23 protein-coding genes and 1 tRNA gene are annotated in these 22,902 nt (G+C 59.3%); 9 read left to right on the forward strand and 15 right to left on the reverse strand.

Annotated elements, in window-relative coordinates; genetic code table 11:
* Positions 1-59 precede the first annotated feature (59 nt).
* The gene (locus ABXR19_RS16835; RefSeq protein ID WP_354602317.1) at positions 60-344 is read left to right on the forward strand and encodes a hypothetical protein; all 285 of its coding nucleotides are present in this window, start codon (positions 60-62) and stop codon (positions 342-344) included.
* A gap of 252 nt (positions 345-596) precedes the next feature.
* The gene (locus tag ABXR19_RS16840; protein ID WP_354602318.1) at positions 597-1,013 is read left to right on the forward strand and encodes a bacteriohemerythrin; all 417 of its coding nucleotides are present in this window, start codon (positions 597-599) and stop codon (positions 1,011-1,013) included.
* A gap of 18 nt (positions 1,014-1,031) precedes the next feature.
* Here the strand turns inward: ABXR19_RS16840 and ABXR19_RS16845 are convergent, their stop codons facing one another.
* Together ABXR19_RS16845 and ABXR19_RS16850 are read right to left on the reverse strand one after the other, a co-directional pair.
* On the reverse strand, positions 1,032-1,766 hold the full coding sequence (locus ABXR19_RS16845; RefSeq protein ID WP_354602319.1) for a ParA family protein: 735 nt from the start codon (positions 1,764-1,766) through the stop codon (positions 1,032-1,034).
* Positions 1,767-2,377: 611 nt separating this feature from the next.
* The gene (locus ABXR19_RS16850; protein ID WP_354602320.1) at positions 2,378-2,656 is read right to left on the reverse strand and encodes a hypothetical protein; all 279 of its coding nucleotides are present in this window, start codon (positions 2,654-2,656) and stop codon (positions 2,378-2,380) included.
* 4 nt (positions 2,657-2,660) lie between these two features.
* On the opposite strand from ABXR19_RS16850, the gene ABXR19_RS16855 reads away from it, so the two are divergent.
* Positions 2,661-4,052: a pectate lyase family protein gene (locus tag ABXR19_RS16855; protein WP_354602321.1), complete on the forward strand. Its 1,392-nt coding sequence runs from the start codon at positions 2,661-2,663 to the stop codon at positions 4,050-4,052.
* A gap of 94 nt (positions 4,053-4,146) precedes the next feature.
* Here the strand turns inward: ABXR19_RS16855 and ABXR19_RS16860 are convergent, their stop codons facing one another.
* From ABXR19_RS16860 to ABXR19_RS16870, 3 genes are read right to left on the reverse strand one after another with little or no spacing between them, the layout of a single operon-like run.
* Positions 4,147-4,380 (reverse strand): DUF1653 domain-containing protein, encoded by a 234-nt coding sequence (locus ABXR19_RS16860; protein WP_354602322.1) that lies wholly within the window; start codon positions 4,378-4,380, stop codon positions 4,147-4,149.
* 43 nt (positions 4,381-4,423) lie between these two features.
* Positions 4,424-5,044 (reverse strand): DsbA family protein, encoded by a 621-nt coding sequence (locus ABXR19_RS16865; RefSeq protein ID WP_354602323.1) that lies wholly within the window; start codon positions 5,042-5,044, stop codon positions 4,424-4,426.
* A gap of 9 nt (positions 5,045-5,053) precedes the next feature.
* Positions 5,054-5,692 carry an NAD(P)-dependent oxidoreductase gene (locus tag ABXR19_RS16870; RefSeq protein ID WP_354602324.1) on the reverse strand — a complete coding sequence of 213 codons (639 nt, stop codon included), beginning with the start codon at positions 5,690-5,692 and terminating at the stop codon, positions 5,054-5,056.
* Positions 5,693-5,847: 155 nt separating this feature from the next.
* Here ABXR19_RS16870 and ABXR19_RS16875 point away from each other — a divergent pair, with 155 nt between their 5' ends.
* Positions 5,848-6,702, forward strand: coding sequence for a LysR family transcriptional regulator (locus tag ABXR19_RS16875; RefSeq protein WP_354602325.1), 855 nt, complete (start codon positions 5,848-5,850; stop codon positions 6,700-6,702).
* Positions 6,703-6,809: 107 nt separating this feature from the next.
* Here ABXR19_RS16875 and ABXR19_RS16880 read toward each other — a convergent pair whose 3' ends face one another.
* Positions 6,810-7,715: a LysR family transcriptional regulator gene (locus ABXR19_RS16880; protein WP_354602326.1), complete on the reverse strand. Its 906-nt coding sequence runs from the start codon at positions 7,713-7,715 to the stop codon at positions 6,810-6,812.
* Positions 7,716-7,933: 218 nt separating this feature from the next.
* Here ABXR19_RS16880 and ABXR19_RS16885 point away from each other — a divergent pair, with 218 nt between their 5' ends.
* Entirely contained in the window at positions 7,934-8,341 is a 408-nt protein-coding gene (locus tag ABXR19_RS16885) for a DoxX family protein (RefSeq protein ID WP_354602327.1), read from the forward strand.
* A 69-nt stretch (positions 8,342-8,410) separates the two neighbouring features.
* Positions 8,411-9,205: a DODA-type extradiol aromatic ring-opening family dioxygenase gene (locus ABXR19_RS16890; protein WP_354602328.1), complete on the forward strand. Its 795-nt coding sequence runs from the start codon at positions 8,411-8,413 to the stop codon at positions 9,203-9,205.
* A 224-nt stretch (positions 9,206-9,429) separates the two neighbouring features.
* Here the strand turns inward: ABXR19_RS16890 and pelA are convergent, their stop codons facing one another.
* The 4 genes from pelA to ABXR19_RS16910 all read right to left on the reverse strand — a co-directional run bounded on the left by pelA (position 9,430) and on the right by ABXR19_RS16910 (position 16,089).
* Positions 9,430-10,623, reverse strand: a complete 1,194-nt coding sequence (pelA, locus tag ABXR19_RS16895; protein WP_354602329.1) for a pectate lyase — start codon at positions 10,621-10,623, stop codon at positions 9,430-9,432.
* 144 nt (positions 10,624-10,767) lie between these two features.
* A complete protein-coding gene (locus ABXR19_RS16900; protein ID WP_354602330.1) occupies positions 10,768-13,674 on the reverse strand; it encodes a bifunctional diguanylate cyclase/phosphodiesterase in 2,907 nt (968 codons plus the stop codon).
* A 295-nt stretch (positions 13,675-13,969) separates the two neighbouring features.
* Entirely contained in the window at positions 13,970-14,332 is a 363-nt protein-coding gene (locus ABXR19_RS16905; protein ID WP_354602355.1) for a hypothetical protein, read from the reverse strand.
* 491 nt (positions 14,333-14,823) lie between these two features.
* Complete coding sequence (locus ABXR19_RS16910; RefSeq protein WP_354602331.1) at positions 14,824-16,089, reverse strand: GNAT family N-acetyltransferase; 1,266 nt, start codon at positions 16,087-16,089, stop codon at positions 14,824-14,826.
* A 981-nt stretch (positions 16,090-17,070) separates the two neighbouring features.
* Here ABXR19_RS16910 and ABXR19_RS16915 point away from each other — a divergent pair.
* Positions 17,071-17,283, forward strand: a complete 213-nt coding sequence (locus ABXR19_RS16915) for a hypothetical protein (protein WP_354602332.1) — start codon at positions 17,071-17,073, stop codon at positions 17,281-17,283.
* A gap of 297 nt (positions 17,284-17,580) precedes the next feature.
* On the opposite strand, the gene ABXR19_RS16920 is transcribed toward ABXR19_RS16915, so the two are convergent.
* From ABXR19_RS16920 to ABXR19_RS16940, 5 genes are all read right to left on the reverse strand, one after another.
* Positions 17,581-18,687 carry an ImmA/IrrE family metallo-endopeptidase gene (locus ABXR19_RS16920; RefSeq protein ID WP_354602333.1) on the reverse strand — a complete coding sequence of 369 codons (1,107 nt, stop codon included), beginning with the start codon at positions 18,685-18,687 and terminating at the stop codon, positions 17,581-17,583.
* A complete protein-coding gene (locus tag ABXR19_RS16925; protein ID WP_354602334.1) occupies positions 18,662-19,750 on the reverse strand; it encodes a RelA/SpoT-related domain-containing protein in 1,089 nt (362 codons plus the stop codon). The genes ABXR19_RS16920 and ABXR19_RS16925 overlap by 26 nt, the downstream gene beginning before the upstream one ends.
* A 62-nt stretch (positions 19,751-19,812) precedes the next feature.
* Positions 19,813-20,106: a 4-fold beta flower protein gene (locus ABXR19_RS16930; RefSeq protein WP_354602335.1), complete on the reverse strand. Its 294-nt coding sequence runs from the start codon at positions 20,104-20,106 to the stop codon at positions 19,813-19,815.
* A 60-nt stretch (positions 20,107-20,166) separates the two neighbouring features.
* Positions 20,167-20,706 (reverse strand): tyrosine-type recombinase/integrase, encoded by a 540-nt coding sequence (locus ABXR19_RS16935; RefSeq protein WP_354602336.1) that lies wholly within the window; start codon positions 20,704-20,706, stop codon positions 20,167-20,169.
* 177 nt (positions 20,707-20,883) lie between these two features.
* Positions 20,884-20,968, reverse strand: a tRNA-Leu gene (locus ABXR19_RS16940).
* Between the two features lie 183 nt (positions 20,969-21,151).
* Here ABXR19_RS16940 and ABXR19_RS16945 point away from each other — a divergent pair.
* Entirely contained in the window at positions 21,152-21,274 is a 123-nt protein-coding gene (locus tag ABXR19_RS16945; RefSeq protein ID WP_354602337.1) for a hypothetical protein, read from the forward strand.
* Positions 21,275-21,343: 69 nt separating this feature from the next.
* Positions 21,344-22,750 (forward strand): undecaprenyl-phosphate glucose phosphotransferase, encoded by a 1,407-nt coding sequence (locus tag ABXR19_RS16950; RefSeq protein WP_354602338.1) that lies wholly within the window; start codon positions 21,344-21,346, stop codon positions 22,748-22,750.
* The last annotated feature ends 152 nt before the right edge of the window (positions 22,751-22,902 follow it).

Here is a 22,902-nt window from a genome sequence, read left to right on the forward strand (position 1 = left end):
TCGTTATTTGCCACATGGAGGAGGCAACACGCTGTTGCAGCGCCGAAAGGAAGAATGAAATGGGACAACAAATCTGTGACCAAACCTACGCCGAGTTTCTGGACTCGATCAAAGCGGCAGGGGTGGCAATTACCAACGAATCGCAACTGCGCGAACGTCTGGCTGAAACTTGGCGCTGGCGCTTTGCTTTCATGACTCTGGCCACAAATGGCCGTCCATTGGGGATCAACTTCCTGAACAAGGATGCCAGCGAGCACATGGACGAAATCCGTGGCGCCTTCGCCCGTTACGAGTTTCCTGACAATTCGGATGCTGTGTTCACCTCCAGTCTTGCTGCAGAGTGAGTTGACCGGCAGCTCCGGTCAAGCCCGAAGAGAGCCGCACCTCAGGTGTCGGCTCTTTTTTTGTCTGTCGGGCAGTGAACTTGTTCTGGCTCAGTCTCTGCGCTAGAAAACCTTCAGGGCGGCCAATAAAGCTGCACGAAGATGCTCTGGGTCAACCCGCATATTTTTCAGCCAGCAATCATTGCTGAAAATTTCTCGGGGCACCATAAACGCCCCTTGTGCCGGTTTTTCCAGTCATCCGAAGGAGTTGCAATGAACCTAATGAAATGGACAGAAGACCTTGCGGTGGGCAATCCTCTGATTGATGAGGATCACCGCAATCTGTTCGATTTGCTCGAGCGCCTGCATCAGGATATGAGCAGCGGCCAGATCAATCAGGAAACCCAGAACATTGTGGATGCCCTGCGGGAGTACGCCGAGGCGCACTTTTCGCGGGAAGAGGCCTTCATGCGCAATATCGGCTATCCGCACTATCCCGTACACAAGGCCGAGCATGATCGCTTCGTGAGCGAAGTCTGTGCCTTGCAGTCACGCGTGGCGCGTGGCGCGCGCACCGCTCAGCTGGATATTGATCAGTTCCTGGCAAGCTGGTTGCGCGAACATGTGCTGGTGCGTGACATGGCGCTGGCGGCTGCGATTCGCGGCGAGGGTGAAACTCAGGCGGCTTGATTTCGGGATCTAGGTTTTTCAGGGCGGGCTACCCAGGCCCGCTCTTGTTTGTGATTGCAAGTAACTGGTTTGCCGAACGGTTTCCGGGCGCTCAAGGCGGCTTCCCGGTGTGGCCGGGGCGGCTGCCAGCAGCAAGTCCAGCCAGCGCGTAAGCGCCAGCCAGTCTTCGCGATAGGACTCGACCTTGGCGGGTGGGAAATCGAAGATCGACCAGCCTTGCTCCATGCATTTGCTGTAAGCCTGCGCGAGTCGAATGCTGCCCAGGTGCGGCAGGTCCAGCGCTTGCGCCCAATCCTGTAGTGCCGCGCCATTTTTGGTTCTTCCGTCTATACGCATGCCGACGCAGCCGACCAGGCATTTGCCCGTTGCGATGCGTGGCAGTGTGCGCAGCTCGCGAATGCTGTCCTGCGCAGCTTCACGATCAAATACGCCGGCAGTCAGTGGAATCAGGATCGCATCGGCGTACATCGTGACTTTCATCAGATTGAAGCCATGAAAGCCGCCTGGTGTATCCAGTACCACGTGTTTCACGCCAGCGGGTGGACGCGCGAAATTGTTCTCATCGATGGACCAGCCGTGGATCTTGGGTAGCTGCGGCGGGCGCAGGCCCAGCCACAGACGCGATGACTGTTGGCGATCCACGTCGCCCAGCATGACTTCCTGGCCTTGTGCGGCGAGGTAGCTCGCGACATGTGCGGCCAGCGTCGACTTGCCAGACCCCCCTTTGCGGTTGATGACAGCGATCACGGTCATGAAAAAATCTCTCCTTTGTATCCCGGCAGATAAACGCCTTCGGGGGCGTCAAGCCTGTAGCCACAAGCCTTTATTGTAGGAGTGTGGCTACGCCTTGCAAGGATGGCAATTGCGCCTGCCGTACGGCGTTCGTTGGATGGTGATTGATTGTTAACGATTGTTACCGGGCATTTCTTGATACCGTGTTACCGGGACCGTACGGCCTGTAGGTAAGCAATTTCCCTGAAAAAGTGTTGCGCGCTGCTGACATAAGACCAAAGTTGTAGTGGAGGCGGTTGACAGGTTTTCTGTGATTGCCTAACTTAACCAAATCCTGCCGGTGTGCTTGTAGGTGTTTTCCTTACAGGATGTTGTGGGCGCAGGAAGAGGAGAGGGCGAAAGCCTTCTCTACAAAATAATAGCTAGGAGACAAAGTTCATGAATTTCAAGCTACTCGGCGGCTTTGCTGTCGCGTTGTTGGCAGCCAATGTTCAGGCGGCTACTGACTACCCGTCCGGTTATACCAAGTGTGCCCAGGTTGGCGCTGCTTGCAGCATGACGGGCACCCACAAGGTTGCGCTCGGCAAGTCCGGCAGCTTCGTGTATGCCAACCTGACCGGCAATTTCACTTGTCAGCTTTCGTTGTTTCCGACGAACTCCTTCACGACTTCGGCCTGGTGTTCCGTTGGCGCCGTGGTGAGCAGCTCTTCGTCCAGTAGCTCCAGCTCGTCTTCGAGCAGCAGTTCTTCCTCTAGCTCCAGCTCCAGCTCATCGAGCTCTTCCTCCAGTTCATCCAGCTCTTCGTCGAGCTCGTCCTCCAGTTCTTCTTCGAGCTCGTCTTCCAGCAGCTCTTCAAGTGGCGGCTCTTCGTCTTCTTCCAGTTCGTCTTCCGGCTCCGGCATTGATGCCAAGAGTTTGACTGGCGCCAGCACTCCGCTGCAAAACGTCAATGGCAGCTACACCTATGGCGTGCGCAACTATCTGGCGCCGGCCCTCATCGACAAATTGCACAATCCGAGCAACTACAAGGCTGCGGGCGTGGTACCAACCTGGCAATTCGCCACGGTTGATCCGACTGGCGGCAAGTTGAGTTTCGAGCGCGCTACGGCACCGCAAGACGGCTGGCATACCTGGTCGCGCAAGGGCAAGGTCATCGTGACTGGCGGTTCCGCTGCTGCAACGAATCGCGTCTACACCGTGTTCAACGGTCAGCAACTGGTTGCTGCCTTGGCCGAGTCTGGCATTGAGCCGAAGATCGTGCGCGTTGTGGGTCACATCGATCTGCGCTGGAGCAGCAATAACACGGTATTCAAGGAATACACCGGTTATCTGGACCAGAAGTTTGGCGGCTCGATCATGATCCCGTCCAACACCACTCTGGTGGGTATCAATGATGCGCAAGGTCGTCCGGCTCGTTTGACCGGTACTTCGATCCTGATCGGTGGCGAACTGGCTAATGGTGCTGTTGATGCGCAGGCTGGTTACATGGCTTGGGTGAATGCTGGCAAGGATGGTGAAGACTATCCGACCTGGACCCGCAACATCATCATCCGCAACCTGCAGATCGATGCGCCTTGGGACGTGAATCCGGAAGACTCGGCCAATGCCTACGCTGACGGCATGACCCTGTCGCGCGCGCAGAACATCTACATCGACCATGTGTCGATGAGTGATGGTGATACGCCCGGCTCGCTCTCTTCCGACACACGCCATGATGGCTTGCTGGATATCGTGCGTGGTTCCGACTATGCAACGGTGACCAACAGCTATTTCCACAAGCATGGCAAGACCACGCTGATCGGTAACGGTGATTCGGGTCGTGCCTGGAGCGACGCTGGCCGTCTGCATGTGACCTTGTCGAACAACTTCTACGACCGCCTGTACTCGCGCATGCCCTTGAACCGTTTTGGCCAGGTGCACGTGTTCAATAACTACATCTACGGCCGTACCGACAGCGCTGTGCCGGCTGATCTGAAGTTCAGCAGTGGTCTGGATCCGCGCTATCAGTCGAACATGCTGGTGCAGAACATGTACTTCGAGATCACGGGTCTGGCGCTTGATGGCTTCTGCAAGAAGGGGATCGATGGCGGCAACGGCACGGCTCCGATTGGCTTCCGCTCTTCCGGCCACCTGATGCTGACCGACAAGGGTGGCAACACCACGCCGGCGGCTTGGGATGGTCAGTGCGGTTATGCCGTTCCGACCGGTGCGAATGTCTGGACCCCGCCTTACAGCTACACGCTGGTGACGGCTACCGCAGCGAAGGCCAACGTGGTTGCCAATGCTGGTGCTGGCAAGCTGAAGTAAGCTTCACTGTCGGGCCGGTCGATCAAGGCCGGTCCGATGAAAAAAAGAAAGGCCCGTCACGCAAATGGCGGGCCTTTTTGTATCTGAAATCGGATCAGGCGAAGGGCGCGAAGCGTGGCTGGCGTTGGCCGTCGATTTCGATCTCTTCCATAAACATCGCGAAGGGCCGTACCCACCAGCCTGTGTCGTTGTAGAGCGGGCGGTACATCACCAGTGCTTCCAGCGTTTCGCTGTGGCGGGCGACGCCCATCACTTCGTACTCGCCCCCCTTGTAGTGACGATATTTGCCCAGGGGCAGGCTGGGCAGAGGCGGCAGATCGGAACTCATGGCGGGCTTTCTCGGCTTTGAAAGAAGGCCGCAATTGTACGCGTCACAGTTGCGCCAGCAGCGCGGAGAATCCCTCCGGATCGCTCAGCCAGCGGTGGGTGTCGAGTAGATGGCTGTCGGTTGATGTTTCCAGTATGAAGGCGGGAAATCCGCGCCCGCCGTGCTTCTCCAGCAAGGCACGGCTGTCCGCGATGTGGGCCGCGGTTCTTGCGCCATGCAAGCTGTAGAAGGCCGCGCGGAGAGGCTCTTCAGGCAGGCCAATGTCAGCGCCCAGTTCCAGCAGAACACTTTCTTCACTGATTCGCCGACCTTCCACGTAATGCGCCATTTGCAGGCGCGCCAGCATGTCGAGTCCGCGACCGGCCACTTCCTCGGCCGCCAGAATTGCCGTGATTGGTGGCGCGGAACTGAACACCGCGCTGTGATCCTGCAGCAGCTTGTCGAAGTAAGCCGAGCCGAAAGGCACGCCGGTCAGCATCGCGATGCGCTGATCGTGCTGCATCACGTAGTCGCGCAGCCCGGCCGAGACGGCTACGCCGTTCATGAGGCCACCGCCATGCAGGCGGATTTGCAGGCCGGCCACGCCGCGCGCGGCCGCCAGCAGCGGGCTGGCGCCGTAGCACCAGCCGCACAGCGGGTCGTAGATGTAGTGAAGGATGGGCATTGGTTTTGTTCAGATGTAGGCGACCGTGGCGATGGTCTGGCGATACTGCGGCAACTCCAGCTCGGCGACGAAGGCTTCGGCGTAATCCGGGTAATGGATGCTGCTCTGGCCGGCCGCGTCGCTGATCAGCGTGTCGCTGCCTGTGCGGTAGTCGCCCAGTTTGTCGCCGGGCCCGATCATGGCGGCCGGGGCGAAAAAGGTCCAGTCGACATCGCTCACCGTGCGCAGGTATTCGTAGGCTTCGCGATGCGCCAGCGCGATGGATTTGTAGGCCTCTGGAAATTGCGGCACATCCACCAGCTGCACGCCTGGCGCGACTTCCAGACTGCCGGCTCCGCCCACGACGACCACACGCTTTACGCCGGCGGTGCGCGCCGCCGCGATCAGGGCACGAGCGATTTGCGTCACTTCGCCCAGGTCTTCCGTGCGTGGGCCGAAGGCGCTGGCGATTACGTCGGCACCGCGCACGGCCTCTGCCAATGCAGTCGCATTCGTCAGGTCGACTACCTGTGCGCAGGCACCGGCCAGTTCGGCGGGTAGCGGCTTGGCGCTGCGGGTCAGGGCCGTGACTTGATGACCGCGTGCCAGCGCGCTGCGGGCGATGTGGGAACCGATGTTGCCGGTGGCGGCGATGAGGGCGATTTTCATGATGTTTTCCCGTTCAGATAAGTTGAGTGAGGTGAAGCTGTGCTCACTATAATTGCTTGAATCGTGCAGAAAAACCGCATATAAGGCGATAGTTTGTTGCAGTTTTCGATCGAATAAGGAGCGCAGAATGGATCGCTTGACCGCCATGCGGGTGTTTGTCGGGTAGCCAGACCGCGGCCGCCGAGCGCCTGGAGATGTCGCGGGCCATGGTGACGCGCTATCTGGCCGAGCTGGAGGGCTGGCTGGGCGCGCGCCTGCTCAACCGCAGCACGCGGCGCCTGAGCCTGACGGATGTGGGCGAAGAGTGTCTGGCGCATTGCCGCGAGCTGCTCAGTCAGGTCGGCGAGTTACAAAGCGCGGCCGACGCACGCAGCGCCGCCCCGCGCGGGCTGGTGCGCCTGACCATGGCGAGCCTGCTGGGCCAGACCCTGGCACCGATGGTGGCCGATTACGTGCGCCAGCACCCGGCGGTGCACGTTGACCTGCTGCTGGTGGACCGCACCGTGAATCTGGTGGAGGAGCGGGTCGATCTGGCGATTCGCATCAGCAACGATATCGACCCGCTGCTGGTGGCGCGCAAGCTCGGCGTGTGTCGCTCCGTCGTGTGCGCCAGCCCGGCCTATCTGGCCGAGCGCGGCACACCGCAGTGCCCGCCGGATCTGGCGCAGCACAATTGCCTGACCTACGCCTACTTCGGCAAGTCGCAATGGCGCTTCCGGCAGGCGGGGCAGGCGCAAAGTGTGGCAGTGAGCGGCAATCTCAGCGCCAACGAAACCTCGGCCTTGCTCAGCGCGGCGGTGTGTGGGGCAGGGATCAGTCACCAGCCGGAATTCCTCGCCGCGCCGCTGCTGCAGTCCGGGGCTTTGCAGCAGGTGCTGGCCGATTATCAGCCTGACGAATTGGGCATCTGGGGCGTTTACGCCACGCGCCAGTTCCTGCCCGGTGCGGTGCGCAGCCTGCTGGATTTCCTGGTGGAGCGTTTCAGCGCGGAGCCGGCCTGGCGGGCTTGAGGCTTTGCAGGGCTGGTAGCGAACAGCCGCACTGCGCGGGCCTGAGCGTGGTGGCATGCTGAAGGGGCCCGTTCAGAGTGGCTCTGCAGCCATGCTCCGATAAGCCTTCAGTTGGGCTCCTTGGCCTGCTTCGCCAACCATTCCTCCATGAAGCTTACAAAGCTGCGCACCTTCGCCGACAGGTGCTTGCGACTCGGGTAAATGGCCGAAATCGGCAGCGTGCGGTTTTGCCAGTCGGGCAGGATTTCGACCAGACGGCCTTGTGCCACCAGCGGGCCGAGGATGAAATCCGGCGCCGAAGTGATGCCCAGCCCGGCAGCGGCCAGCTCGCCGAGCACGCTGCCGTTATTGGCGTGCATGCTGCCGGCCACGCGCACCTGGCGCTGCGCCTCACCGGCGCGCTCGAAACTCCACAGATTGCTGTTCGAAGCGTAAGCGTAGGTCATGCAGTCGTGGTTGGCCAGTTCTTCCGGCGTCTGCGGTGTGCCGCGCGCAGCCAGATAAGCCGGGCTGGCGCAGAGCAGGATGCGCGTGCTGCCGATTTGACGGGCGACCAGATTCTGCGTGCCCAGATAGCCGACGCGGATCGCCAGGTCCAGCCCGTCCTCGATCAGATCTACCGCCCGGTCGGCCAGCATCACGTCGAATTTCATGGCCGGATGCAGACGTGCGTACTCGCCCAGCGCCGGGGCCAGATGGCTCGCGCCGAAGCTGATCGGCGCAGTCAGGCGCAGGGTGCCGCGTGGGCTGGTGGTGTGGTTGCCGACCATCTCCTCGGTTTCTTCGAGGTCGGCCAGCAGTTGCAGACAGCGCTCGTAGTAGGCGCGGCCGTTCTCGGTCAGGCTGATTCGCCGCGTGGTGCGATTGAGGAGGCGCGCATCGAGCAGGCCTTCCAGTTGCGCCACCTGGCGCGATACCGCCGAGGTCGACATGTCCAGGCGATCCGCCGCGCCGGCAAAACTGCCAACCTCCACGACTTTGCAGAACACCTGCATGGCTTCGAAGCGATCCATCCCGATTCCTTTTTGTCCCGAAATTTGCAACAACAATTTGCTCTAAGGCTAGTTTATCTCAAGTCAAGGGATTGGCAGAATTCGTCCCATCAAGTGCCGCTTCGCACCATTCAAACCCGCGAACAAGTTCGCACCCTCTCCCCCAGCCCCTCTCCCCGAGGGGCGAGGGGAGCGACAAGTACCGCTTCGCGTCATTCAAACCAAACAGGAGATTCATCATGAACGAACAAAAACTCAGCGCCCACGGCGCCCTCGTCCTGCGCATCACTCTCGGTGTCGTGCTGCTGGCGCATGCCGCATTGAAGGTTTTCGTCTTCACCATTCCCGGCACCGTCGGCTTCTTCGCCTCGCTCGGCTTGCCGGCCGCTGCTGCCTACCTGACCATTGGCGCAGAAACCCTGGGCGGCCTCGCCTTGATCGTCGGCTTCCGCACCCGTCTGGTGGCCGTCGCCATCCTGCCGACCTTGCTCGGCGCCACCTGGGCGCACGCCGGTAACGGCTGGGTCTTCAACGCCCCGAACGGTGGTTGGGAATATCCGCTGTTCCTTGCGCTGGCTGCGGTCGTTGTGGGCTTGCTCGGAGCGGGTAGCTTCTCGTGGGACAAGGCGCGCGAAGCAAGCGTCTGAAACCACACAGACAGTACAAACTGGATAGTTTGTACTGTCGCCACATAACGATGAATGTCGGAGATCACCATGAACACCCGTCTGCCCGTCCTTTTCCTCTCGCATGGTTCGCCCATGCATGCCATCGAGCCCAGTGCGGCGGCGGATGCCTGGGCGCAGGCGGCGGCTGGCTTGCTGCGGCCGCGTGCGGTGCTGATGGTCTCTGCGCACTGGGACAGCGGCCTGCCGCTGCTCGGAGGCAGCGCCCAGCCCGAAACGATCTACGATTTCGGTGGTTTTCCGGACGAGCTGTATCGCATCCGCTACGCCGCCCCCGGCGCGCCGGATGTGGCGCAGCAGGCGCAGGCGCTGTTGCGTGAGGCTGGCTTCACGGCCGGCATCGACGGCTGTCGCGGGCTGGATCACGGCGCCTGGATTCCCATGCTGAAAATGTATCCGCAGGCCGACGTGCCGGTGCTGCAGCTCTCGGTGCAGCCCGCGCTGGGCGCGGCCCATCACCACGCGCTGGGGCAGGCCTTGGCGAGCTTGCGCGATGCCGGCGTGCTGATCGTTGGCTCTGGCCACATGACGCACAACCTGCGCGACGCCTTCGTCGGCATGCGTCAGGGCGATAATTTGCCCGTGGCAGCGTATGCCAACGAGTTCCGTGACTGGATTGATGTGCGTGTGCGTGGTGGCCAGATCGATGAATTGCTGCAATGGGAAACGCAGGCCCCGCAAGCGCGGCGTGCCCATCCCACGCCTGAGCATTTCCTGCCGCTCTTCGTCGCGCTCGGTGCGGCAGGGGCGGGCTATCAGGTGCAGAGCCTCAGCGCCGGTTATGACTTCGGCGTGCTGGCGATGGATGCGTATCGCTTCACTTGAAGCAGAGTGAAAAACGTATTCGTAGGGTGTCAATGAGCGTAGCGAATTGCACCGAATACGCCGTCGTCAATGGCAAGCGGTGCAATTCGTGTTGCTCATTGGCACCCTACTGGGTTCGGGCTTTGCAGTGAGCTGCTTGTAGAGCCGCGCGCAGCGGACTTCTCCAGCCCACCCGCCCGCAGAGGTCCGCCCCATGCGGCTCTGCAGGCAGGCTCTCCCGGAACTCAGCTTTTCGGCAGCACGCCGGCCGCGCGCATGCGTGCCTGCCAGGCCGGGTATTCCTCGCTCAGCAGCTTTTCCGCCCACAGGCCATACCAGGCGTAGCCGGTACGGCGTTCGTGGTGGATCTGGCTGTAATCGTAGACGCGCACGCTGTCGCGGTTGGCCAGCACCGGGCTGTTGTCTTTCAGGTCGTAGAAGCGCGCCCACATGCGCGGGGCGCTGGCATCCTGCACCAGACGCCGGTCGGTGCTGGCGGTGTGGTATTCGTACTTGATCGGCGGGTCGATCTTGAAGGTTTCGATTTTCCAGCCAGTGATTGCCGAGCGTTTGAACCAGTCGATGGCGCCTTCGATGGCGGCGATCTGCTCGGGCGCGGGGCGTTCGATGCCCATCAGGTAGCGGGTCATCTCGACGGATTCCTGCGAGACGATGGAGGCGAGTTCGAAGGCGCGGCCTTGCGCCGGCTCCAGCGTATCGGGCTTGTACTGACCGGCCCAGCCGGCGAGCTTGCCGTTCTGGCGCACTTGCAGTTTGAGGACGCAGGCGTCGCCTTTTTTGAGTGCACGCTTCGCGGCGCGGCGGGTGCTGCCATCGATCCAGCCGAAAGGCGCGCTGCCGGCGCCGACTTTGCGCAGGGTGCGCAGCACGCCGGAGGTGACCTCGTCGGCCATGGTGATGTAGGGATGATAGGACTGTTCGCCCGGCACGGTGTGCGGCCAGCCGCCGCAAGTGGGGTGCTGCATCTGCAGGGTGTAGGCGATGCCGCGCTGGGCGGCGTCGCGGTAACGGATATCGCCGGTCTGCAGGTAGACGGCGGAGAGATATTCGACCTGAGAATACACGTTGCGGTTGTCGAAGCTGCCGGTGGCGTTGGCCTTCTCGGCGCTGATTGCGGCGATTTCTTCGGCCGTCAGGATGCGCGAGGGATCGCGGTTTTCGACCCAGCCGCCGTTGTCGCGCTGGTAGAGCAGGACGTTGTCGGCAATCTCGACGATCTGTTCGTCGGCGTACTTGGCGTATTTGTCGCCGTAGCGGTTGCGCCAGTGCTGGATGCTGTCGGACATGCCCTTGAGTGAGATCGCTGCGTAAGGGCCGGCCTTGATGGCGGGCTGCTCTGGCTGGATGTCGAAGAGGGCGCAGGCGCCGAACAGGGGCAGGGCGGCGGCGAGGATCAGGGCGTTTAGGCGGATTTTCATGGCGCTTCCGGTCGGCAGGAGGGAAGTGCGGGATTCTAGCGCGTCATTGGGGGCGCACATGTTGCAGTGCGAACGGCGCCCTTGTCCGGACGGCGCCACCTGCCCGTACAGGCAGGCGTGCTGGGCTTCTTGAAGAAGGGGCGCTTACGCGGTTGCCCGGACTTGGCGGACCAGCGCTTCGAATTCCGCCAGCGGCAGCGGCCGGCCGAACAGATAGCCCTGATAGGCGAAACAGCCGAGCTGGCGCAGGCGGTCTTGCTGGGCTCTGGTTTCCACGCCTTCGGCGATGACGCTGAGGCCGAGGGTGTCGGCCAGGGCCACGACGGTGCGGGCAATCGCCGTGTCATTGGGGTCGATGAGCAGATCGCGCACGAAAGACTGATCGATTTTCAGCTGATCGAGCGGCAGCTGGCGCAGGTAGGAGAGCGACGAGTAACCGGTGCCGAAATCGTCGAGCGAGAAGCTGACCCCGCAGGCCTTGAGGGCGTGCATCTTGCCGATCAAGTCCTCGATGTCTCCGGCAAACAGACTCTCGGTGAGTTCCAGTTTCAGGCGACGTGGATTGGCGCCGGTGCGCGCCAGAATGCCTGTCACCTTGTTGACGAAGTCGGGCTCGCGCACCTGTTTGATGCTCAGGTTGACGGCAAGCGTCAGCTCGGCGAAGCGCGGATTGCGGGCCCAGCGTGCGAGCTGGGCACAGGCCGTGCTGAGCACCCAGTCGCCCAGCGGCAGGATCAGGCCGCTGTCTTCCGCCAGCGGAATGAAATCGCCCGGCGGCACCAGGCCGCGCTCAGAGTGTTGCCAGCGGATCAGAGCTTCTGCGCCGATGACGCGCCCCTCGTCGGCGACCTGAATCTGGTAGTACAGGCAGAACTGGGCGAGATCGACGGCCCGGATCAGCTCCGCTTCCAGCGTAGCCCGTTTCAGGGCCGTCGCCTGCATGGTCGGGTCGAAGAATTGCAGGGTATTGCGCCCGGACTCCTTGGCGGCGTACATCGCCAGATCCGCCTGTTTGAGCAGCTCTTCGACTGAAGAGTGATTACCCTTGAAGATGGTGGCCCCGATGCTGGCCGAGCAGCGATGCACGATATGGCTCAGGTGATAGCTTTCGCTGAGGGCGGTGAGCAGCTTCTTGCCGATGGCTTCGGTCTGCGAGGCAGCGTCCGGCAGGATGCCCCCGAGCGTATTCAGAATGAGTACGAATTCATCGCCGCCCAGTCGCGCGACGGTGTCGCTTTCGCGCACGCACAGGCCCAGACGCTGGGCGACCTGTTGCAGCAGGATGTCTCCGGTGTCATGGCCATGCGCGTCGTTGAGGGTCTTGAAGTTGTCCAGATCGATCAGCATCAGGGCGCTGTAGGTATCGTTGCGGGCCGTCATGACCTGCAACTGCTTGAGGCGCTCGAAGAGCAGGCGGCGATTGGGCAGGTTGGTCAGCGGATCGTAGAAGGCCAGGCTGTTGATTTCTTCCTCTGCGCGCTTGCGCTCGGTGAAGTCGATCAGCGTTGCCACGTAGTTCGAGATTTCCCCCAGCGCGTCCTTCACGGCGGTGATGGTGAGCCAGCACGGGAATCTTTCGCCATTCTTGCGCCGGTATCCGCTCTCGCCACTCCAGGAGTTGCGCGCGTCGATGGCCTGGCGGATTTCATCGAAGATGGCCGGCCCGTGCGGGTCGGCGTAGAGAAAGTCGAGAGGTCGCCCGGTGACCTCGTCGGCGGTGTAGCCGGTGATTTCCGAGAAGGCGCGATTGGTTCTGAGGATCAGACGCTGAGGATCGGTGATCGCCATGCCTTCTTGAGATTCGAAGGCGGTGGCGGCGATCCGCAGCTGTTCTTCGTTCAGCTTGTGTTCGGTGATGTCGTGGGCGATGCCCAGCACGCCGATGATTTCGCCGTCCGGGCCTTTCATCGGTGTCTTGGTGGTTTCAAACAGGCCACGGTAGCCATCGGCCGCAAAATCGAGCCACTCCTCATTGATCGATGGCGCGTCGGCCGCGATGGCGCGCTGATCGTTGGCGCGGAAAAACCGGGCCATCTCGGCGTCCACGAAGTCGAAATCGGTCTTGCCGACAATGCGGGCTTCGGGCGCGCCGTACAGGCGTTCAAAGCTCCGGTTGCAGGACAGGTAAACGCCTTGCGCATCCTTGAGCCAGACCAGGTCCGGGATGCTGGAAACCAGGGTCTTCAGGCGCGAGCGCTCAAACTCCAGTTCGCGGTAGGGGCGCTGCACCCACACCGCGAACAGGGCACGATAGACCATCAGATAGGCAATGGTTTTGTAGACATGGCCGAGCAGGTTGAACAGATCGGTAACGTCGGTGTAGAGCGTGAAATACAGCTCGGCCAGACCCAGGGTCCAGGCGGCGGCCGCGAGCCACTCCAGGTCCCCCAGTTCGGAGCGTGCCCGCCGCACATAGAGCAGGATCGCGGCAAGCGCATACAGGGCTGCGACCAGATATTCGGCGTGGATCTTGAGCGGCGTCAGGCCCTGGCCGGCGATGAAGGTGCGCGGCAGGCTGGCCGCACCAAAGAAGCAGGCCCACCAGACGAGCGCGACCAGCAGCAGTGCCGCCGAGATCAGAGTACGCCGCAAGGCGGCCGACCAGTTGCCGGTCTGCACGAGTGCGGCCCACAGCAGGGTCAGGGCCGCGACATAGCGCCCGGCCAGCCAGAAGTTGATGGCCTTCTCCGGCCCGCTGGGGGTGATGAGGGCGGGCATGCCGGCGAAGGACAGGGTGTGCGCGAAGTCGATCAGACACACGGCCAGAAAACCGCATCCCAGCACGATCGGCTGGCGATTGCCGGCATGGCGACCGAGGGTCAGGGCGATCGCAAACACCATCGCGGACACCGCCATCGACAGGAATTCGAGCAGGTTGTGAATCGCCAGATAATGCTCGGGAACGCTGAAGAGCTTGGCCGCCGGCAAGAATTTGCCGAACGCGAACAGGACGCTCAGCACGATGCTCCATTGCAGCGGCGCCGAGCTTGCAAGCTCGGTGCGGACTGCCCGGGTCAGGGCTTGGAGGCGGATTCCGGGTTCGGTACTCACGACAATACTCTGTGCTCCGGTGGTGTTCCGCTCATTCTGGAAGATCCGGCGTAGCGGTGTTTCTGCGCCGGGAGTACCCAGCTTATAGCGGCGCTCGCCGCTCGGGCTTGACTGCCTTAAAGTCCAGTCTTCGGGTGTGGATACGCGGTGGCGCGCAATTTTTTGCGGCGTGCCGCTGCCTGTAGCGCCCCGCGCAGCGGGCCTCTACAGGCATCTCTTGTGCGCGCGGGTGTCTGCGGATCGCTTGCGGGGCGGCGAGCTTTCGGGGTTGGCGCCGGGTGCCGCGCCAGAGTGCTTATTCCGCGTCGGCCTCTTTCAGCACGCGCACGCATTCCTCCATGATGGAGGCGCCCAGCTCGGAGATGTGGCGCGGATCGAGCGATTCCATGAGTTCGTGCGCCGTGTACAGCCCGGCTTCGCGCGACAGGCTGGTCTTGATCTGGCTGGCGAGCTGATCGCTCAGGTCGGAGAGCTGGCGGCGATCCTTCATCGGCATGCGCTGCTTCGAGCGCAGCAACCACTCGCTGCACAGTGTGGCGCCTTGATCCTGGGTGATCCAGTAGCCGTGGTCGTAGAAGGCCGCGAGGCGATGCGCGACCAGCGCATAAATCGTGGCCGCGCGGGCGCCCACGCCGGGTTCAGCGTTTTGCTCGTCCATCGAGCCTGCGCCGAAGGGCGGTTGGTCGTATGTTTCGCTCATTCAGTCCTTTTGATGCGTCGTACGTTGTACTCTTTTGGCTTCCAATAATCTAGACCGATGACGTGCAACTTATATATGCAAAGTGCTGACATTTCCAGGCATGGCGAACGGTAGGCCCGAACATTCCCTCCCCTTTTCAGGGGGAGGGCAAGGGTGGGGGTAAAGGCGTTAAATCCAGGACTGGCCTTTTTGAACGAGATGACCCCCATCCCAACCGGAGGATCGAGTTTGCACACTCGATCCGCTTCGACGGCGCAAGGCAATGCCTTGCGAAACACCGTCTCAGCCCCCCTGTGAGGGGGAAGGAGCCGTTCGGGCGAGTTCATCGCTGTGCATTGGTTAAATCAATTACCGGTGTCTGTGGTCTGAAGCGCCGCACTGAGCGGGCTTCTTCAGGCAGGCTTTACGCAGATCCCCGCCCGCCGGGCTTCTGCGGACAGGCTGCCCGCTTACTCAGGTGCAGTGCTCTTCTTGAAGGGGTTCCGCTCCGGCGCCTCGTCGTGTTCGATGCCCAGCAGCAGGCGCTTGATGAGCAGGTTCAGCACGGGCTGGCGGTGGCGCAGCAGGATGCTGAAATCCTGCGCCTTGGCGCCGAGCGCAGCTTTCGGTTCCAGTGCGGTGCGGCCAAACGAGGCGCGCTTGCAACCCAGCGTCAGCGCGTCGGCAATCCCGGCGTGAAGCAGGCGCAGGTAGATCGGCAGTTCTTCCGCTGCGGCGCGGTCGAAGCCGATATGCCAGATGATGGCCGTGTCGCCATCGGCCTGGGTGAACAGGAATCCGAGCAGTTCCTCGCCCCGGCGCAGCACGCTGCAGCGCAGCCGATCGCCCGCTGCGGCCTGCATGGCGGCGAAGTATTCCGGGCGCAGGGTGAAGGGGCGGAATTCGGCGTTGCTGTGAACGGCTTTGTACAGCTCGAACAGGCGGGTGCTGTGTGCTGCCAGATCGGTCAGCCGTTCGACCGTAATGCCGGCTTCCTCGATGGGTTTGAGGATTTCGCGGCGCACGTTGCCCCGGTATTTCGAGGCCATGGCGCCGAGATAGTCGTCGTAAGTGCGCCAGCTTGGGTCGAATTCGAGCAGCATGTTCGGCTCGGTTTCCACCGGGCGGTAGCTGAGGTTCTTCAGGTGCGCGGCCTGTTGGGTGTAGGGCGCGTGCAGATCCTTGATCATCACGAAATGGGTCTTGCCAACCAGCTCATCCGCGCGGCGTACGCGATACAGCACCTCGACTACGCCGTGCCAGATCAGATGCTCGTCGGCCCCCGGCGCGAAGGCAATGCCGTGCTGGCCGAAGGTGAGCAGGTTGCCGCAGACCAGCACATGCTGGTGCAGGCTGTTGCGCACTTTGCCGATCACTGCGGCGGCAGCACGCGGCACTTTGGGCGAAAGTTCGGGCCGGGCCTGGGCCAGCTTGATTTCGGCCAGCTGCATATGCACGGCCGCGATGGGGCGCAGCGCACCGGGCTCGCCCTGATAGATCAGCGCATAGCGCGCTTCCATGTTCAGCGGCAGCACCGGTTCCAGCGCACGCAGGTAATCGAGCGACAGGAAATAGCTGGAATGGGCTGTGGCCGCCAGCCAGTCAGCCGCGTTGAGCATGCTGATTGAATCGGCAATCGCGTAATGCAGATCGGCCGGGCCACGCAGGCGGCGGCGCTCCTGATGGCGATGGGTGATGGATTGCTTGAGGGCGCCAAGCCGGTCGGAGATTTTCATGGCGATGAGTGTTGGGGCGTGATCTGAGCGGAAGCGGCACTCTCGCACATTCTGGCCCGTAGATGGTCGCCGCGCGGGTACGCCCATGTCTGACTCTGCGTCGCTTGGCGGAGATGAAGGTATGTCCGCTTGGCAGCTCAATGAAACGTGCTTGAAGAGTCGCGCTGGACGGTGCTTTGCGAGATCCCTGCCTGAAGAGGCTTGCTGGAGGCGGGTCTTCAGGTGGGTGTTGTGTCTGGTGCCGGGACGGGAATCGAATAATACGCCGAGAGTGGCTCTGTTGCTATATGTCGCGACTGTTCGTGTTTTTCAATGCCCCCATTTGTGCCCCCAGTCGATTGAAAAACTCTTGGAAAACGCTTTTTTGTGATCGGTTCGGCTGAGGTCTGCATTCGGGATATCCAGAACGCAGGTGCCTCCAATTGTGGCGGTTTCGCCCAGAATTCAGGCGATGAGAGCAAAGGGCAGGGGGCTGCATGGGGCTTATCCCCTATGCAGGGTCGTGGTATCTGGGCGGGGGCACCTGCGCCCCAACGGGCTGGGGCGCAGGTGCCCCCCTTAAGGGTGGTGGCTGGCCATACTTGGGGCCTGCGCCCTACCAAGGTGGGGCGCTGGTGTAGAGCTGCATAGTTGCCGGCGGAGATGAAGGCGCTATGCCCTGCACGTTGGTGAATGCTTGGTGCGGAGGGCTCACAACAGACGACAACGCCTGGCTTTGCGCGCGGGTTCGCTCGGGCTGAAATCTGGCGCGGCAGGACACACAGGCAAAAAAAGCGTGATTTTCCGTGGATGTCAGATAAAACCCTTTTAAATCATATTGTTAAGGCGGTTTTTGTCCGTGGAAGAAGCCGTGGATGATCCACGCTTATTTTGTGTATTCAATTAAATCAATGAGTTAAAGAATCGATCTTCCACGGATTCTGCTCTTTTTCCGTGGAAAATCCGTGGATCAAAAATTGAGCAGCCCAAAAAATCCGTGGATTGCCTTTTCTCCGCTTTCTCTTCCTTTCTTTCTCTTTCTTTTTGATTTTAAAGAAGAAAGAAGAAGAGAGACCCAAAGGTCAGCAAAATGAGGCCGTGGAGGAAATGACAAAAACCGTGGAAGAAGTTGAGGAAACCGTGGAAGAAATGAAGGAAGCCGTGGATGGGGAAAATCGCGCACAGCCCCAGATTGCGCCATCTACAGAAAAATAACCCGTGGAAACGGCCCGTTTCCACGGGTTATTTCGTTTGCCTGTGGTACCTGACAATGCAAAATTGTAGATTGGGTCGGATAAACGCCTGGAACGCATTACGGTTCACTTCGAGCAGGTGCAGTCATTCGCTGTTTCGATTGTCGGGCGGCAGATTTCTGAGCAAAGCGGCCGTACATGGGGGCTGACTGTGTGCTTGTCGGCCAAAGCCGCCATAGGGCCATCGTGCTTCGTACGACTGGTTTGCATTGCCAAACAGTCGCACAGAACTGTCTACGAAAGCCGGGGCGACTCACTGTTAGGCTTCACGCTCCCCATCATTTGCTGGAACAGGTTCATCTTTGTCTCTGCTTTTGATTTCTTCCATTATGAGATGCACGTGAGACCCAATGATCATTGCCAGATCTAGCGCGAAAGTAACACTCTTCAGGATGTGCGCACTTGCTCCGGCCGACTTCAAAAAATCCAGAGCGAATCTGAAACGTTCTTCGTTCGTTGGGTGTGATTCACTAGGGGATCTATCTTTGCCACTGAGCACAGTTATCGCGCGTTCAGACATGCGGAGGGCGTAGAAAAACAGCAAGGGACCGATCAGCTGGAACGCGAACGCGTTCTTTTCGCGGACTCCATATTCCGTGCAAACAGCAAGTGCAAAAGCATCGCATTCCATTTCGTGCTGCTTGCTAGTGGATCCTGGTCGGATGCCTGCCGTATCTGCAAACTCTTCGTGTGCAACAAAGTGCGCAACTTCGTGAGCGACAACAAAGACCTCCATCGCATTCAACAGGAGCACACGCACGGGGAGTAGTTCTGTTCGCTGCTCAAGCTTGCCATACCCAACTAGCGATTCAGATAGTGCATAACGTCCTGCCAACCTCGCGGCATCCATGATGACGGGGCCAGCACGCAGCTTCTTTATCAGCTCAGGAGTGCTTTGACGCTTCTTCTTCGATAGCGTTGAGACTTCTGCAATGGCTGCGGAGAAAACTTTAGCCCAGTAGTTGCAGAACGCGGAGGTTCCGAGGCCAGCAAAAAGAACATGCTCCGAAGTTGACGGCAACGCGGCCGCGGATGGGGCGACATCAGGCGAGTTGGCGAAACGCACAGGGCGCTCTGGTGAAACTCCCATGTTAGAAGCGATCGCCAGCACTTTCGCGAGCAACGGCTCGAAGATCTGTCGCGAGAAAAAGTCATCGTATTCCCCTTGAGCGGAATACGTCATGACTGAGGTGGCCAACCCAGAGCCTTTCAGTTTAGTGGAGTACTCTTGCGCAATTGCCTCGCGATTCTTCTCGAACCATTGTTTCTGGCCTTGCAGAAACTCTTCTGAACCTTCTCGTACGAGAGTGCGCTGCAGGTACTCAAGGTAGCGCTGACATTCATCGCCGGCGGATAGATTGGTCAACCTCCCAAACACGCAGATCATTCTTGGATAGGCGATGCACCGAATCGAGAATCCTTTGCTGCTCCGCGTCGGTGGAGGCTTCGGGATAAATGCGAACCAAGACCCCCCAAGTGAGGCGCACAGTATCTTCACCAAGGTATCGAAGCTGGTCAATGACATCCAATGCCTTGCGGATCACATCGTCGGCTGTTCGACCGGCCCTACGCTCAAAAGGCGTCTCAATTGTTTTCGGCGATCCGTTCCTTGCCGCCCGCACTACATCCACCATTGCCCTACGAATTTCTTCTTGCTCACCATCAATGTCGTCGTAGTGCGGCAGGACGGTGTCCAGGAAGCGGGCCAAGATATCGAAGCGCTCATTGTTATCAGCGGCGAGTCGAAGGGTATCTAACGGGTTACTGTCAAATAGATCCATGCCAGCAGAGAGGCGCTCAAAGTCGGACACAACCTTCTGGAACTCATACCCCGCCGGGAGCAGATAGTCGCGCATGATGCTCGCCATTCGTTCATTAATGCTCATCATTAACGAGGCGCCGAAGCCGTTCAAATCTGGCTTCTTATAGATGGTGTCGTGGGCCATTTCAGACCACGCATGATTGAGTGTCGTCTGTACTTGAACCTCGCACCACAATCCACCCAAACGGGAGTGTTCAGGTAGATCAACTCGCGGTGGTTTGAGCCGCACCACATAGTTATGCGAATGAAAAAGTTCTTCAGCCTCTGGTTCATCTTTCGTGGGATGGTGAATCTTTGTCCGGTCCCAGTCGACCTCAAAGTTATCCTGGATGATTCCAGTGTTTAGAAAAATCGTGACGTCTGAATTTGTGTAGAACACAAGCCGACAGCCTGCTAGATCCTTGACTGCCAAATCCACGTCTGAAGGCGGGGTGTTTAACTTGCTGATCTTCTTCCGCAGCGATTCGACTTCTTTTGCTCGTCGCTGTATTTCCTGTAGCCGCATTTTTCCGGAGCGATCAATTGCGGCCCGCAGAATTGAGGCAACTGTGTCCGCCAGTTCTCCATAGCGCTGCCGTCCGTCATTGGCATATGTCGTGATGTCCATGTTCCCTCACTAGAAATTGCTATGGAGTCGGGCGCCGCAATTCGCTCGTGCTGCTAGCCACACTACTCCTCAAGAATGACGTCGCGATATCCGCTCGGAACGGAGATAGTGCTCTTTGATCCTGGTCTACCAGGAATTCCCGGAATTCCGGGCGTGCCTGGGGTACCACGAATAACAGAACCCTTTGATGTTTTGTAAAGGAACCTATCGCCTTTTACGATCTCACCTTTGTATCTACCGTGCCAAACTTCATCGTCGTCAAGTCTGCCAATGAACCTGCCGTTTCCAGAAAAAACTTTGTCGTCTTTGACAAATACGATCGGGTGACCTTGTGAGTCAAACAACCAGGTAGCCATATTTTCTCCATTCGATAAATCGTGAGACCTGACGCAGATAACAACTACAAAGAGCGAACATCAACGGGGGCGCAAAGCCGTGATCGAAAAGCCCAACGTAGAGCTAACCGGCGCTGCGCAGCTTTGTCGCGCAGCGTCCAGGGACCGAAGGGAGTGAGGTTGTGTGGACTTCACGCTCTCGATATCAAGGGCGCCAATCTTTGGAAATACGTCGGCCTCCAGGCGAGCGAGGATGCGCTTGGCGTACTCAGGGCTCCATGTGGGTTTGTGCTCTGAAAACCAGCGACGGGCGACCGCTTCGAAGGTGTTGGTCGTCGCTGCCTTCTCCACTACTTTGGCCGCTTGGCGTTGGGCTGACGGATCAACGCCCTTGGTAATCAGTTTGCGGGCTTGGTCTCGCGCCTCGCGGGCTTCGCCGAGTGAGGTCTCGGGATAGACGCCAAGCGCCAGCCGTTTTTCCTTGCCGGCGATGCGGTACTTGAGGCGCCAATACTTACTCCCATTGGGGTGCACTTCTAAGTACATTCCCGCTGAGTCAGAGAGGCGATAAGGCTTTTCTTTCGGTCCTGCTTTTTTGGCTTGAAGGTCAGTTAACGCCATTGTTTTAGCTCCTATGGGGGCACAGGATTTTGGGGGCACATCGAAGCCCCCAGAAATGCCCCCATACATGCTGCGCTTTGGGGGCATTACCTGCAACTCCCTGACACAGGCTACAAAGCAAAAAGCCCGCAGTGGCGGGCTTTTTGGCACTTATTTGTACTGCCTGATACTGCTTCTTGGTGCCCGGGACGGGACTTGAACCCGTACAGCTTGCGCCGAGGGATTTTAAGTCCCTTGTGTCTACCAATTTCACCACCCGGGCAGGGCGGCGCATTCTACCGTGAAATAAGGCTTGCAGCGCTTTTGGCGGCCAACGCCGTGTAGAAGTTACGCACCAGATGAAAGAAGATCGGCACCGAGAAACGTACCGAATCGAGCCGTTGGAGCATGCCGCCATGGCTTTCGATCTGAGGCCTCAGTCTTTCATGAGGTGCCGCATTTGATCGTGGATATTGCCAGTCTGCCGGAGAAGCTCATCGGGGTGATGGCCAGCGCGATGCGGGCTGATGCCAGCGATCAGTGTTGTTCAGCCGGTGGGCTGGAGGTGGGGGTGGGTTCTTTGGTGTGAAAATTGCTTGATGCGCTGCAGCAATGCTTCTGGCGTTATCCGTCAATAGAAACTCGAACGAGGCCGAAAATGAAACCCGAATTTTCTTCGCTATCCTGGTCTGGCTCGGGTGATGGTATCCGTGCCCGCTTTGCGTTCATCGGGTTTTTGGAGGCTTTGTTGGGCCCTTGTCTGGCAGTCGCTTGTCTGGCGCTAAGCGTTTATGCAAATGGGCATAATTTTAGTCAGCAATACGTGATTCTGGCGTTGGTCATCTTTTTGCTGCTGTTTCCCGGGATTCTGAAAATATCTGAAGATCGCTGGAAAATGGCTGGGAAAGCCACTCTGGCCTGGCTTACTTTGTGTTTTACGCTTCTCGTTTTCGGGTATGCAACGGGTTATCTGGGCTATTTTGATGGCTATGTGATCGCCACTTGGCAGCTCGGTACTTTGGCGTTTTTACTGCTGGCGCATGAGATCACGCGTCAAGTCGTTGTGCGCGTGCTTCGGGGGAGCCGCTATAGCGCGGTGATTATTGGCGCTAATGACACGGGCGTGGAGCTGGCTCAGCACTTCGAGCGGGATCGTTATGCCGGCATCCAGTTTCGAGGTTTTTTTGATGATCGACCTCGTGAACGCCTGAGTTCCCGCGGGGGCGATTTGCATCTGTTGGGTGGTATGCAGCAGATCGCGTCTTATGCCAAGAACCAGAAGATCGATCATATTTACATCGCGCTACCAATGGCTTCGCAGCCGCGCATCATTGCGTTGCTTGATGATTTGCGGGACACGACGTCTTCGGTGTTTTTTGTGCCCGATCTGTTTGTGACTGACTTGATTCAGGGGCGTGTCGAGCAGATCGCTGGAATGCCTGTAGTCGCTGTATGTGACACCCCGTTTACTGGCTTCAATGGTGTGCTCAAACGCATGGAAGATGTTGTGTTGGGGTCTTTGATCGTGTTGTTGATTTCCCCTGTTTTGCTGGCGGTCGGTTTGGCTGTCAAGCTTTCTTCGCCTGGCCCGATTGTGTTCAAGCAGCGTCGTTACGGCCTCGACGGCAAGGACGTACTTGTTTACAAGTTTCGTTCGATGACGGTCACTGAGGATGGAGACAAGAGTTACACCCAAGTCACCAAGGGGGATGCGCGCGTTACGAAAGTAGGGGCTTTCATTCGCAAAACCTCGTTGGATGAGTTGCCGCAGTTCATCAATGTTCTGCAGGGGCGCATGAGTATTGTTGGTCCAAGACCGCACGCTGTTGCAGTGAATGAAAATTACCGCAAGCAAATTCCCGGGTACATGGTCCGCCATAAGGTTCGGCCTGGTATTACCGGCTGGGCGCAGGTGAATGGCTACCGCGGAGGTGATGATCTTGCTCACATGACCAAGCGCATCGAGTTTGATCTGGACTACCTGCGCAATTGGTCGTTGAAGCTGGATTTGAAAATCATTCTGCGTACAGTTGGCTTGGTCGCCAAGGACAGTACGGCATATTGATATGCGGCTTTGCTTGGCCTGTGCAGAGGTTCAGTGGTGGTGTCTGGTCAGTGTGTTGATCTTGCAGATAATTCCAAATGGAATAAATTTCTGGAGCGATAACCGGTTCTCACGGGTTTGTGAGGTTTCGTGTGCAACTGATTGCCGTGCTG

It is taken from the genome of Uliginosibacterium flavum, assembly GCF_040566545.1.
Classification (GTDB): domain Bacteria; phylum Pseudomonadota; class Gammaproteobacteria; order Burkholderiales; family Rhodocyclaceae; genus Uliginosibacterium; species Uliginosibacterium flavum.